Here is a 15,179-nt window from a genome sequence, read left to right on the forward strand (position 1 = left end):
TGAAGAGCTCACCTCTCATTCATCGAAAATAAAGTATTACTTTTCTAAAAATCTGTATGGCCATTTAAAGTAAATGTGGCGGATCAGCATATAAATGATAATTTCACATCCTCCTTTCAAAACCATCTTTAATACTCTTTAGCTTAAGCGTAGAGTTTTATTAAATTTGACGTCATCAAACTGAAAACTAAAATTAGATTGAGCCGACATCTTAGTGATTTACAGAACACCGGGTTCATGAAAAAACGCTTTTTGATTAGCACGCTTCTCCTGATCATTGGTTTTCAAAATCTGGTGGGTCAACCTTATGGCCTAAATTTCAGTGGAAACGAGGTAATCAACGAAGAGAGAACATCTCTTATGCTGGGTACAAAAAATGGTATTTGTACCCCTAACAACTTCACTCTTGAGTTTGATTTCAAACTCAACTCTATCAGAGAGAATTATTTCGGATACATTTTCAGGCTCATCGATATTCACGATAGAAATTTCGATTTGGTTTACAATGGAAGTTTGAAATTTATTTATGGTGAAACATCCCTTCCGGTTACATTGCTGAATGATTCCACAGGGTTATTTAACCGAACTAACCACCTTCTGTTTGATTTTTCTTTAACAGACCAAAGCGTTTCTATTCAGCTTAATCAGCAGGAAAAAATTACAGTTAAGGTTGATCAATTAACACTTGATTGTTTTGAACTGCATTTTGGACAGTGTACTAAAAATGGTTTCAGAAACAAGGATGTAGTTTCCATGCGTCTTTCTGATGTCAAGATTAGTAGTCAGACAAATCTCCTGCATCATTGGAAACTTGACGAAACTGAGGGCAAAAAGGCCTTTGACCAAATTGGTTCTGAAAATGGTGTGGTGACAGAGCCCAACTGGACGATAAAGAACTACACGGAATGGAAAAACATTTCTGAAACATCCTGGCCTGGTATTATCAGTATCATAAAGAATAAAGCTGACCGGTCATTTACACTCTTTACGAATTCCGGAATTCAACAGTTTGAACCTCAATCAGACACAATCAATTTGAGGACAAAAGAAGGAAAGTTTACAATTGCTCATGGAGATGTTGCTATTCCTTTTCATAATCGCAATCTGAACGCCATACTCAGACTTAACAGCAAAAACGTCTTCCTTTTCACCAATGATTCTGCCAACCGGACAATCCCGAATACTGAAAATTTAACGGAATACTGGCATCATAACACCTATGTCTACCCTGAAGACACTGCTTTTGTGGGAATAGGTGGATACGGTATGTATACCTACAAGAACCTTTTCCAGAAATATAGCCTCAAAACCGGCGAATGGGAAAATCTACAATTGAAAGGAGAAGGTCAAACGCCCCGATATCTTGCTGGTTTTGGTACCGCCTCTGATGGCATTACGTCTTACCTGATTGGAGGTTATGGCTCAAACTCAGGTGACCAGTTGCTGAAACCCCAAAACTATTATGACCTGTTTAAGATTAACTGGCAGGAGAATACCATTGAGAAAGTATACGAAATTCCTGTAGAAGATTCAGAACCATTTGTCTTTGGCTCTGAAATTATCATTAACGAGAAAGAGGGTACCTTTTATGCAGTTGTCTTCAATCAGCTAAAGTTTAATGCGGAGCTTCAGTTAATAGAGGGGTCACTGACCAAACCTGAATTCACAAAACTGGGCAAACCTATTTCAATTGAATTTTCTGATGTGGCCACGCAGGTTTCTTTGCACCCGGGTAATGGGCTTATCTACTGTACGGTGATAAACCATGATGCGAGCATAAATGAGTCAACTCTTGACATCTATAGTATTCATACTCCTCCCGGGCTCGTACCGGTATCTAAAAATGACTTCTCTTCAGCATGGCTTTTGCTCCCTTTGCTGGCAATAGGCTTTACCATTCTATTGCTCAGAAGACGCAAAAAACAAATTTTACCCACTGTAAAAATAGACGAACCTGCTGCTGCAGTTCAAACCGAAGAACAAACCATTGTTGCCACAGTTAAAGCAGAGAAACCACGTGCCAAAATCAGGCTGTTCGGCAAGTTTCAGGTTTTGAAAAAAGACGGTACAGATTTCTCAAAATCTTTTTCCCCACTTCTTAAAGAAATTTTCCTCTATCTCCTTCTGAACACTCTCCGGTACAACAAAGGCCTCAGTTCGGGAAAGCTTGACGAAATCTTTTGGTTTGATAAATCAAAATCAAGTGCGAGAAATAACCGTTCGGTGAATATCATAAAGATCAAAGGATTGCTGAATGAAATTGGAGGGATAGAACTGAACAAGAAGACAGGGAATTGGGAAATTGATTTTGATTCTGAAAAAATCTGTATCGACTATGCTGATTTTCTTAAGATCACTTCCGGCAAAAATAAAATCTCAAAACCCGAGGCGGAATACCTGAAAACTCTGGTAGGCACCGGCACTTTTTTACCAAACCTTGAATACGACTGGCTGGACTCCTTCAAAAGCGAAATCTCAAATAAAGTCATTGACACCTTCCTAAAATACACGGAGGACTTGAAGGTAACTGAACACGCAGAGGAGATGATAGAAATAGCCGATGACATCTTCCTTTTCGACCCAATAGACGAGTCTGCGATGATTTTAAAATGTAAGGCTCTTCACTACCTTGGAAAGCACTCGCTGGCCAAGAATACCTACGAACTTTTCAGAAAAAAATACGAAGATCTTTTGTCTGAAAAGTATGCATATACTTTCTCGGAGATACTGGAATAGTCCTCAGAGCTTTTGATTAATTAGGCTTCCAAATTATTAATCGAAAGCTTAGAAAGGTTTTAAATAATTTTCCCTGTTAGCCCAAAAACGTTATATTCATAGCTCAAAAGTATTTTTTAAAATATTTTTAGAACCCAACTCCCTTTTGTTAATATTTTATTAATGCTTCATTAAGCGATCCTGCTTAATGTTGTTCGCGGGCTTCGAAGGCCTTTAATCAGAGCTGTAAGAAAGACCTGGACGTTTCGTTCGACCCTTAACCCTTTTCCTTTCTGGTTCTTTCGGATTTTTAAACTTTTCAAAAACTAACTTTATGAAAAAAAGACTACTCTTCAACGTACTGCTTCTGCTGGTGAGTACCACCATGGCATGGGCACAGAGCAAGACCATCCAGGGGACGGTCAAAGACGGCGGAGGCGAGTTACTTTACGGTGTTAACGTAACCGTAAAAGGCACTACTGCCGGTACAATTACTAACGCTCAAGGTGAGTACACCATCGCGGCAAGCGAAGGGCAAACATTAACCTTCAGCTACATCGGTTTCGCCAGTCAGGATATTTTAGTGGGTAATCAAACTACCATTAACGTAACACTGGCTGAAGATGCAAATGCACTGGGCGAGGTGGTTGTAACGGCATTCGGTATTGCTAAAGACAAAAAGAGTCTGGGCTACTCAGTAACTCAGGTAGATGGCGACAAATTTACTGAATCAAGAACAGCCAATCTTGGTAATGCACTAACTGGTAAAGTAGCCGGGGTGAACGTTTCTGCACCTACAACTGGTGCTGCGGGTAGTAGCCGCGTGGTAATTCGTGGTGGATCATCCCTTAGTGGAAATGACCAGCCTCTATATGTTATCAACGGTGTGCCTATGGATAACACAAACCAGGGAAGTGCCGGTTTATGGGGAGGTAATGATAACGGTGACGGTCTTGCCTCGATTAACCCGGACGATATTGAGAATATCTCGGTATTGAAAGGTAATTCAGCATCTGCACTTTATGGTTCAAGAGCCTCAAATGGTGTAATCCTTATAACCACTAAAAGTGGTAAAGGAACCAAAGGCTTGGGTATCAGCTTCAATTCAAACTACACCATGGACAAGGCAATTGACCTTACCGACCTTCAGACAGAGTACGGTTTAGGTGCTGATGGACTTGCTCCTACAACTCAAGTACAAGCTTTTGACAACGGCAACAGCTCTTGGGGTGCACCACTAAATGGTCAGAGCGTTGTTCAGTGGGACGGCGTAAGCAGACCTTACTCTGCAACTGGAGAAGGCCTGAATGATTTCTACAGAACGGGTAACTCGTGGACCAACACCATGGCCCTTGCTGGTGGAAATGAGATTGGCAACTTCCGTTTCTCTGGTTCAAATCTTCAGAACAACGATATTATGCCAAATTCGGGTTTTGACAGAACTACATTCAATGCAAACCTGAACGGTAAATTTGGCAAAGTTGATTTGGCGGTGAGTGGTCAATACTCAAAAGAAGACGCGAAAAACAGACCACGTCTGTCAGATTCACCAGGTAATGGTAATTACAGTATTATTACTAAGCCTTCCACACTATCGTTTGCTGACATGATGGGAGACCCTGATAAACTAGGTGCAGCTGAAGATGGAACAGAATTGCAGTATCAAAGCAACATCTATCAGCAGAACCCATACTGGGCTGCATATCAGTTCTTCAGACTAGATACGAAAAACAGATTCTTCGGAAATGCATCAGTGACTTACAATATTACTGACTGGCTATATGTGAGAGGACGTTTAGGTACAGATTACATTGCTGCACGTTTTGAAAGCTCTGAGCCTTACGGAACAGCTTACAAGACAACTGGTGACTACAACATTACCAACAGAAACATCAGAGAAGACAATGCTGACCTTTTCGTTGGTTTCAATAAAGACTTTGGAAAAATCAGTGTTGACGCCCTTGTTGGTGGTAACAGAATGAGAAGATCTAATGAGGGAGCCCGAGTTGGTGGTAATGGACTGAACGTTCCTTTCTTTGGTAGTGTGACCAATGTTTCCAACCAAACGTACTCTTACGACCTTTCGGAGTTTGGTATCAACTCTATCTTTGGTTCTGCTAACATTGGATACGACAATATCTTATTCCTGAACATCACAGGTCGTGAAGACAAATTCAGTACGCTTTCTCCAGACAATAACAGCGTATTTTATCCTTCGGTGGGCTTAAGCTTTGCATTCTCTGATGCCATTCCTAACAGACCTTCGTGGTTGACATTTGGAAAAGCCAGAGTTTCCTATGCTCAGGTTGGTGGAGGAGCTCCAAACCCTTACACAAATAACCTTACATATGCTCTTCAGGGATATGATCATAATGGAGCAGTTTTAGGTAATATTAATAATGGTTCTATTCCAAATGCTGCTTTAAGTCCTTTCCTGTCTACAGAACTTGAGATCGGATTAGATATGAGATTCTTCCAGAATCGTTTTGGAATTGACTTTGCGTACTATAACAGACGTACTGTTGACGATATCCTCAATACTTCCATCTCAGGTACATCCGGTTTCGGAAGCACCTCCATCAATATTGGTGAGTTGACTAACAACGGTGTTGAATTATTGATCAATGCTACCCCTGTAAAAACCACGGCTTTCACATGGGATATGTCTTTGAACTTTGCAAGAAACATCTCAGAGGTTATCAGCCTTGGCACAAATGCTCAGGGTGAGCCTATCGAGTTCCTAAACCTTGATGAAGCAAGATCTCGTCAGGAGAGAATTCGTCACTACGTAGGTCAGCAGTTAGGTGTAATTGCAGGTTACAGACACCAAACAATTAATGGTCAAAAGGTATATGACGTTAATGGATACCCTGTAAGAGGTGACTTTGAGATGCTGGCTTTGGGTCGTCACCCTATCAGTGCTGGTCTTTCGAATACCTTATCTTACAAAAATCTTACTTTGAGCTTCCTGGTCGATATGCGTCAGGGTGGTAGCATGATGTCAGGTACTAACCTTGGACTTTACGGATTAGGACTTCACAAAGGCACACTTGAAGGAAGAGACAATGGTCTTACCATTACAGGTGTTACTACAGACGGTGAGCCTAAGACATGGAACATCGCTCCTTCTGAGGTTGACAACTATTACAACCAGTACAATGACATCACGGAGTACATGGTTTATGATGCCTCTTTTGGTAAGTTGAGAGAACTTTCTATCGGATACCGTATTCCGGCAAAAATTCTTGAGAAAACTCCATTAAGCAGCCTTAAACTGTCAGCTGTAGGTAGAAACCTGGCCTTATTATGGTCTAATGTACCAAACATTGACCCGGAAAGCGGTTACACCATTAGCGGAGCAGCACAAGGTCTTGAATACTTCTCAATGCCAAGTACAAGAAACTTAGGTTTTAACTTATCTGCTTCATTCTAAGTGTCTCAATTACAAAAGAAATCAACGATGAAAAATACATTCAAAAAAATAACGCTTTCTGCTCTTGCGGTCTTTGCAATGGCCTCTTGTGATGAGCAGAAACTGACTGACCTCAATATTAACAAGAATGCTCCTACTGATGTAGACATGCGTTACTTGTTAGCCTACGGGCAGCTTCGTGTGGCTGGTAGCCGTTATGAAAGCTGGAGAACAAACCTGATCTACAGCTCAACGATGATACAGCATAACGCCTCTCTTCAGGGATACTGGAGTGGTGACAAGTATTATTACAATGCTCAGTATAGTGGAGCTTACTGGGAGAGCCATTATCCGAACCCGATTAAAAACCTGACTCACGTGGTTGACAAAACTGCTGGTGATCCTGAAATGGCGAATGTACATGCCGCGGCTCAAATCATGAGAGCTTTTGACCTGCATAGAATGACGGATATCTATGGTGATATCCCTTACACACAAGCTGGTCGAGGTTTAGATGGTGACGAAAACTGGTTCCCTGCTTATGATTCTCAAGAGAATATTTACCAGTTCCTTGTTGCTGATATCAAAGCAGCCAGAGATGAGTTCTCTACAAGTGCTCTGCCTTTAGGTGCACAGGATGTTCTTTTCCAGGGTGATATCACCAAGTGGAAGAAATTCGCGAACTCTTTGCTGATGAGAATTGCCATGCGTATGAGTAATGTGGATCCGGCTACTGCTGAAAGTGTTTTCACTGAGGCTTTGTCAAACGGAGCCATCGATTCAAACGACAGCAACGCCTTTATGACTCAGGTATTGGGTAATGGTGGTGATACTAATTATAATGGTACATCACTTGTTTTCTCTAATCAAGCCGGTGGCGGTGGAGACAATAATGGAAAAGTCTCTAAGACCTTTATGGACTGGATGAACGAGCACAATGACCCGAGAAAAATGATCATCTCAGGTGGTACTGGTAACCCTTATGACCCATCAACCTGGAATACAGACCCAGATGCTCAAAAAGGCTTACCAAACGGATACACAAGTGTAACTATTACAAGCGTGAATCCGGACTTTACGAGCGTTCATGAGTATAGCTTTGTGAATACTGAGATTCTTGATCTTGACGATCCTACACCATTTATCTCATATGCTGAAACTGAGCTGATGAAAGCTGAGGCTGCAGTAAAAGGATGGATTTCAGGAGATGCTGAGACTTACTTCAATAATGGTGTAAGAGCAGCTATGGCATCATGGGCAGCATTTGGTGTGACTCCACCTTCTGATGAAGAAGTAGACGCATATCTTGCTGGTCTTGATTTTGCTGGTGCCTCAAACAAACTTGAGATGATTGGCGAACAATACTGGGCTGCTACGTACCTGAATCATATTGAGGCATGGTGTAATTACCGTCGTACCGGTTTCCCGGCTTTGACACCTACATCTGACCCTAATAATATGACCAGTGGTACTATTCCGAAAAGACTGCGTTACTATGAAGATGAAGTAGGAAGTAACCCAGCCAGTTACAAAGCGGCCGTGGACAGACAAGGTCCTGATCTAATGACTACATCACTTTGGTGGGATGTGAATTAATAGAAAGTTAAAGCACTTTTATAAAGTGATTACTTATAAATGTTAAATGGTTTGACAGAATAACCCCCGGAATTCCGGGGGTTTATTTTTGGGTTCAATCCGATTTCAGCCAGACTTTTGGCTCAAACCCAAAACATCATTGACATTGTTATCAGCCACCACAAAACCTTCGTTAACTCTAGTCGTTTCAGCCTTGAAAGTGATTTATTAATGAGTTATTTAGGAAAACCTCATAAATGTCAAACGCCCCACTTTCGTGCGAGGCTAGCCCCCCGAGCACCTTGCCGCAGGGGAATCGAAGTCCTTCGCGACTCAGGCCGATTTCAGCCCTGAAAGGGCAGTAAATAATAGTATCAGGAGATATGTATTTGGAAGAACTCCTTAAATGTCAAAAGCCCCCCACTTTCGTGAGAGGCTTTGTGACCCGTACGGGAATCGAACCCGTGTTTCAGCCGTGAAAGGGCCGTGTCCTAACCGCTAGACGAACGGGCCGACTGGTCCCATAATTCGCTTCAGGAAGCGGCAAATCTTACCTGATTTTGACATTATGTCTCAACTCCTTTCAGAATTGAGTTGCAAAAGTAGCAGGTTCTTTGAAACCACACAACATCGGACCCGAAAAAACTTGAAATTTTTTAAATATTTTAATTTTCAACATCAAAATACAATCCACTAAAGGTTATATCCAATTGTTGTATTTTTGACACTCATGAAAGTACTGAAAACTCTTGTACTCCTTTTTATTTCTCTGGTTTCTTTCGCTCAGAAAGTGCTTTCGCCGGAAGACTATCTTGGTTTTAGCCTTAAAGAAAGGTTTGCATATCAACAAGACATTGAAAAGTACTGCGAATATATCGCAAACGTCGATCCAAACAGGTTTAGACGCATAAACTATGGTAAGACTCCGGAAGGCCGATCGCTCTTTATAGTTGCTGCGGCACAAAAAAATGATCTTCAAAATCTGGAAGCTATTCAAAAGGCCCATTTGACGTCTGTTGGCCTATCTCAACCAACTACTGGTTTTGAGAATAAACTTATTCTCTGGCTTAGCTTTAATATACACGGCGATGAAGCCTCAGGAAGTGAAGCCGCTTTGAGAGTTCTTCATTACCTTACGGAAAAGGGTATTCCTGATGATTTCATTATTCTGATTGACCCAAATCAAAACCCTGATGGACGTGAGCGTTACGTCCAATGGTTTCAGCAAGTACACAAACACGGGAAGAAATATGACCCAACTGATGTAGAATATAACCAACAGTGGCCGCATGGAAGGTTTAATCATTTTTTGAACGACCTCAACCGGGATTGGCTATGGCAAGTACAGCCCGAGAGTAAACAAAGAATGTCTCTTTATCATCAATGGATGCCACATGTCCATATTGATTTCCATGAAATGGAGCCAGAGAAGACATATTTTTTCCCTCCATCAGCAGATCCGGTACATGAGCTGGTGACAAGAGAGCAGGAAAACACTACTTATTACATCAATTCTTTCCTTCAGAAGCTTTTTACTTCTCAAAACTGGGATTCCTTCAGCAAAGAAGAGTTTGACCTTCTATACCCTTCTTATGCCGACTCCTACTCCATGTTTAATGGTGGCATTGGCCTAACCATGGAGCAAGGTGGTTCAAATGAAGCTGGCATGTTCTATATCACCGGCACAAAAGACACTATAACGTTAGAAAGCCGTGTGGAAAAACATCTTGCAGTAGCCAAAACGCTCATAGAAAAACTCCCGGAACTAAAAGATCAGATCATTGAGAACTTCAGGAGGTACTATCAGCCCGAGTTAGCTCAAACCAGGTTTGAACAGTTTGTGATCAAAAATACGAACGGATCCAAAATTGCCGGGCTAGTTAGGCTTCTGGATCAGCTGAACATAAAGTATCACAGAACGTCGACCATCACAGGGAGTTTTTCTGGCGTTAGCTCGGTTACTAATACTACTGAGACATTCCAAATTGATAAAGGAGATCTGGTGATATCCCTAAATCAACCAAAAAAACGCCTGATCCAAATACTTTTTGAGTCCGAAACCAAGATGGGTGACCATAAAACTTATGATATCAGTAGCTGGTCACTTCCCTTTCTTCATCATCTGGAGTCCTACGCTTTGACTGAAGAAATTCAAATTGAAAGCTCCGCTGTCGTTGAACCTACATTTTCTACAGAATCTGATTTGATAAGAATCAATTATAATTCTGCTTACGCAGTCGAACTACTCGCTCACGCCCTCAAAGCTCAGACTGAGGTTTATTTGAAAGGCACCTTAGGCGAGACTCAGACTTTCCTGAAAAAAGGAACATGTACCGATGAAGACTGGGCTATCCTTCTAGCAGATATTAACAGGCTGAAACTAGAAGCTTCAAATCTGAGCGAAAGAAACTGGAAAAAAGAACAAATAGAAGACGCTCATCGACTTTCTATACCAAGGATAGGGATAGCCTTCGGCGAAGCAACAAACGAAGCCTCAGTGGGCGATTTAATAACTCTATTAGAGGCTAAATGGCAGATTCCATACACCCGGGTTTTAACCGAACATTTTGAATTCCTTAAAATTGAAGATTATGATGTTTTGATTTTTGCAGATGGCAATTATCGGAACATCAGGCTTGACAACGATAAAGTAAAACGTTGGCTGGCCAATGGCGGAAAAATGATTCTTATGGAAGGCGGACTTGACATAAACCACGTCTTGGATATTGGGAAACCCAAACAAAAAAACCTTGATGAGATTTTGTACTCAAAAGAAAAGAATGAGCCCAAAAACCTAGTCCAGGGAGCGTTCTTCAAAGTTGATATGCACCCCGAAAGTATATTAAGTTCCGGATTTGATTCTTCTTCTTATCTGCTTATTGAGGAGCTTCCACGATTTGAGGTCAAAAACCCGGACAGAAATTTGGCCGGGATAATAAACTCTGAAAATCACCTTGGGGGTTATGTCGGCTCAAACACACGACGGTACTTGAATGAAAGCTACATTCTCGGCACCTATCATTTCGGCAATGGGGGGATTCATCAGTTTACCGTCAATCCTTTATTCAGAGGTATACTAATGGATGGTCAGCAGCTCTTTGCCAATGCCTTATTTCTGCCAATTAAATAGATGATCTAAAAACTCAAGGGATAAACAGCCCCTTATTAATTTGCAAAGAACATTCCCAGGTCAAACCTTTGAATGGAGCTTCCTTATCATTAATAATTCGCTCTAGCTCCTCTACTAATGTAATTTCAACCATAAATCTTAAGTTCATTCAGCCCGGGGATATTGGTTGAGCCTCAAGAATTTTAATTTCATCTTGTTTCGTTCAGCCCAAAACTTCATTACTCTAAACAGTTTTCACCTTAAGATTGGGATCTTTAGAACTCATCACCCATAATTCAGTCTAAAGTGTTATAAACTGAGATTCTTTAAATCTCTTCCATCTACTTCTAGACTAAAGTCAGCTGCATTTCGTGAGCGATGATCATCTTCTTCCAAGAATTCTATCTCACCACTCAGATCTCTCTATAAAAGAGACAGAAAGAATAATTTGAAACTTCGATAAAGCACTAAACTCTTTCAGAAGCTAAAAATTCCAATGTCCTTAAAACCTGGCTTAGGACTAAATCATTCTGAGCAAAGTATGCAAAAATGCCCGTCAACGCAAAGCACTGACGGGCACCGATTTATAAAGTTTCAATTATTAATCTATCTCTGTAGAGTAATATATCCAACCTTGGCTTTTGAGTCGTTCTTCAACTTAATGTTGTAGAAGTAAGTACCATCAGGCACAAACTCTTCTGAGCCGAATCTAATACCTTGATTAGACTTACCATCCCACTTCATCAGATCATGAGCCATTGATTCAGGTCTCCAAACCAGATGACCCCATCTGTTGTAAACTTCAAGAACCTCAACTGTTGCTCCCGCTGGAATCTCAATTTGCCAGTTATCGTTGACACCATCACCATTCGGAGAGAAACCTTCCGGAATAATCACTGTGGTACCTGAAGAGATTGGCAGCTCAATTACTGTAGGATCAGACAGGGCTACTTCTATAACTGCACCGTCATTTGACGTATCGGTCACGGTAACACCATTGCCAATACCTGTAGCGGTAACATTGTTATAGTAAGGACCTGCATTTCCTTCATGATAAAGTCTAACGGTGTAGAAGACCGTATCTGAGTGCCCAACAGGTAATACACAAGTCGAGTCACCCATCAGAAGGTCAATCTCCGTGATTCCGTCATAATTCATATTCACTTTCAGACCTCCGTCAGAATTGGATACCGGTGTACCTACAATTTCGAAGCTCAACGTATCACTGAACGTCAACTCAAGACTATCCAATAGCTGCACATTAGTAAGATCAACGTTACCAAGGTTACCAACAATTACTCTGTAGGTGATATCATAACTAACGTCGTCATTTTTCATAGTATCCACCACGCTCAGAGCTACACCAATCGCCGGATTAGACTCTAGTGAATCAATACCAAAGACTACCGGAGTAGGCACATCATTGTTTCTTGGGTCACCATCGTTATCCGGATCGGCATCAGTACCATCAGTTGAGGTATCAGAAACCTGATCATCTCCAAGACCTGCGAAGGCGGTAGCCGTATTCAGATATCTATCGGTGCTGGCACCTGAGATATCTACACGAACCGTAAAGCTGATAGCAAAACGCTCACCCACCTTCAGTGTACTCAATGAATCCACTAGAAGATTTTGACCATTACCTTTTCCGGTAAAGTTCGGATTCGGAGTCAGCGTACCTTCCGCAGTTACTTCCATGGTGTCGCTAACCACAATTGCACCATTAGTGAAGGTTCTGTCCAGATCATCCGTCACTTGTACATGATCAAGGTCGTTACCACCCATGTTAGAAACATAAATCGTGTAAGGAACCTCAAAGATGCTATCGCCCAGGGATACGAAATCACCAGCTACTTTTGAAATACCAATCAGACTACCATCCACCGGATCATTGATCATGAACTCATCCACATTGTTCGACATGGTTGTGTCAATCTGATCTACCGATTCAAGTTCAGCTTTATTGATAATCAAACCAGCAGCATTAACGATAGCCTCATACGTCATGGTAACACTTTCATTGGTTTCAAGTGTATCTGCCACAGTCCTGATGATTCCGTCAGTGAATGACGTATTATCAGAAGAGCTGACATATGTCAATCCATCCGGTAAAATATCTCTCACTGTTACGGAAGTCGCTGTAATTGAACTTAGGTTCTTCGCGGTTACTGTGTATTGAACGGTATCGCCAACCTCAATCACCGCGGCAGAACCTACTTTAGCGATCTCGATATCCACATAATCAGTACTGTCAGGACCAACACCGGTTTCTCCACAATCTGTGATTGAAACATTGATAGCTGCCGGAGCACTATAACATCCTAGTGGACTACGCTCAAACACGTAGTAAGTACCGGCACCTGCCATACCTGTGTTAGTCACCAAAGAAGAGTTTATTGAGTTACTAACATGGAACTCAAACGAACCTCCCTGAGATGGACTGCTCAATACAGCACCACTGAGGTCAACCGTCTCGAACGGACAGGTATTATTGTACTCAGCTATCACTGTTGGAGTATTAACTCCACCACCCACAGAGATGATTACTTCATTGGATACCGCACTTTCACAATCACCTACATTTGATTTGCAAATGGCTGTGTACTTGTAAGTGCCAATAACTGTTGGTGTCACTGTCAATACACCACCTTCAGCACCGGTTGACCAAACGAGTGTTCCGGTACAACCCGAGCCTGTCAAAGTAGCTGATTCACCCAGACAAATTGCGGTAGACTTACAGCTAATAAATGGTTTGCTAGGCAGACCTACAGCAATCTCAAGTGAGTCAGCAGGTTCACTTACACATGAGCCATTATTACATGTTGCCGTAAACTTCTGATTCTCATCAAGTGTCACTACAATTGCCTCTCCGGTTTCACCATTAGACCATGTGATGATTCCGTTACATCCGTAAGCTTTCAGTGTAACTGGTTCACCAGGGCAAACAAGATCTGCACTACAAGCCAACACCGGCTTGCCTGACTTTCCTACACTAATCGTTACCGGAGCTGAAACACTACTCACACAATTATCGCCCTCTTTACAGATAGCTGTATATTTTGTGGTTGTAAATGGTCTTACCGTAATCGTATCGGCTGTTTGACCAGACGACCAGATCACCTGGCCATCACAATTATTGACTGACAATGTGATGTCTTTAACTTCACAAACAGAAGTTTCAGACGCTGTAATAACCGGTGTTACTACATCGCAATTTCCACATCCATTCACTTTGCGTTTAATCTCAAGACTTTTTGAGTTATTACTTACACCACATGAGTTGGTACAGGTTGCCGTGTACGTTCCAGGTACAGAAACGCTTAACGTTTGACCCGTAGCACCTGTGCTCCATGTTATGGTTCCGTTACAACCCGTGGCTTTAATAACCGTTGTCTCGTTTTCACAAATTTCATCCAAATCAGTTGATACCACCGGAGCAGAAGGCTTACCACCTGATGTGATAACTACAGCATCAGACACCATTGAGGTGCCACAGTCATTTGTACAAGTCGCCGTGTACGTGCCAGCCTGACTTACATAAATTGTATCACCGATAGCACCCGTATTCCATGTAATTGTTCCAGAACAAACCTGACCAATAATCATAGCAGAATCCGGTTGGCAAAGCGATGTTTTATCTACAAGCAACTTAGGCTCAGACGGCACACCATTGGCTACAATCTGCATTACATTTGAAGAAGCACTTTCACCGCAAGAGTTCACACATTTCACTGTATAATTTCCGGCAGGAACCTGAATCTCCTCACCTGTTGCTCCGTTGCTCCACACATATTCGAAATCGCAACCAATACCCAGAAGAGTGGCTCGTTCATCTCCACAAACGCTTACACGATCTGTAGCAATTAATGGAGTATTTGGGGTACCTGTAGATTTGATTTCTACAAGGTTACTTCTATCGCTCTCTCCACAACTGTTTACACAAACTGCAGAGTATACACCTGACATTGTTATAGTCAATGTATTTCCGGTAGCACCGGTACTCCATTGAACCGTCTGATCACAATTTAAAGCGGTAAGTGTTACAACGTCATTGCCGCACAGCTCAAACTTATTCGCTGAGATAACCGGTGCATCTTCCAACTCACCTGTGTTAATCACGATTTCATTACTGTTACCTGATGCACCACAAGTATTGCTACATGTAGCCGTGTATGTTCCAGCTCCAACCTGAATTTCGCTACCTGTCTGACCATTACTCCATGTTATCATTCCAACGCAGTTGCTGGCTGTCAGAGCAGCCTTTTCATCACCGCACACCACAGTTACATCAGTTGCAATCGTCGGTGCACCCGGAGGATTTCCATTTCCGATAGTCACCTCGTTACTGTTGGCTGATGTACCACAACT

Annotated in this window: 5 protein-coding genes and 1 tRNA gene; 4 read left to right on the top strand and 2 right to left on the bottom strand. The window is 41.9% G+C overall.

The genetic code is table 11. The features are described 5' to 3' along the window. The first annotated feature begins 237 nt into the window (after positions 1-237). The 3 genes from AFM12_RS16360 to AFM12_RS16370 all read left to right on the top strand — a co-directional run bounded on the left by AFM12_RS16360 (position 238) and on the right by AFM12_RS16370 (position 7,723). Positions 238-2,736 carry a hypothetical protein gene (locus tag AFM12_RS16360; protein ID WP_055150314.1) on the top strand — a complete coding sequence of 833 codons (2,499 nt, stop codon included), beginning with the start codon at positions 238-240 and terminating at the stop codon, positions 2,734-2,736. Positions 2,737-3,049: 313 nt separating this feature from the next. Continuing rightward, positions 3,050-6,148, top strand: a complete 3,099-nt coding sequence (locus tag AFM12_RS16365; RefSeq protein WP_055150317.1) for a SusC/RagA family TonB-linked outer membrane protein — start codon at positions 3,050-3,052, stop codon at positions 6,146-6,148. 27 nt (positions 6,149-6,175) lie between these two features. Continuing rightward, positions 6,176-7,723 (top strand): SusD/RagB family nutrient-binding outer membrane lipoprotein, encoded by a 1,548-nt coding sequence (locus tag AFM12_RS16370; RefSeq protein ID WP_082391388.1) that lies wholly within the window; start codon positions 6,176-6,178, stop codon positions 7,721-7,723. A 420-nt stretch (positions 7,724-8,143) separates the two neighbouring features. Here AFM12_RS16370 and AFM12_RS16375 read toward each other — a convergent pair. Further along, a tRNA-Glu gene (locus tag AFM12_RS16375) sits at positions 8,144-8,215 on the bottom strand. 217 nt (positions 8,216-8,432) lie between these two features. Between AFM12_RS16375 and AFM12_RS16380 the strand changes: the two genes are divergently transcribed. Then, entirely contained in the window at positions 8,433-10,832 is a 2,400-nt protein-coding gene (locus tag AFM12_RS16380; protein WP_055150320.1) for a M14 metallopeptidase family protein, read from the top strand. 585 nt (positions 10,833-11,417) lie between these two features. Here the strand turns inward: AFM12_RS16380 and AFM12_RS16385 are convergent. Then, positions 11,418-15,179 (bottom strand): T9SS type B sorting domain-containing protein (locus AFM12_RS16385; RefSeq protein WP_131458421.1); only part of this gene is annotated, 3,762 nt, incomplete at its 5' end.

The organism is Jiulongibacter sediminis (genome assembly GCF_001306455.1).
Taxonomy (GTDB): domain Bacteria; phylum Bacteroidota; class Bacteroidia; order Cytophagales; family Spirosomataceae; genus Jiulongibacter; species Jiulongibacter sediminis.

Coding starts and splice junctions, on each gene's coding strand:
- AFM12_RS16380 (WP_055150320.1), top strand. CDS start 8,433: ATGAAAGTACTGAAAACTCTTGTACTCCTTTTTATTTCTCTGGTTTCT.
- AFM12_RS16360 (WP_055150314.1), top strand. CDS start 238: ATGAAAAAACGCTTTTTGATTAGCACGCTTCTCCTGATCATTGGTTTT.
- AFM12_RS16370 (WP_082391388.1), top strand. CDS start 6,176: ATGAAAAATACATTCAAAAAAATAACGCTTTCTGCTCTTGCGGTCTTT.
- AFM12_RS16365 (WP_055150317.1), top strand. CDS start 3,050: ATGAAAAAAAGACTACTCTTCAACGTACTGCTTCTGCTGGTGAGTACC.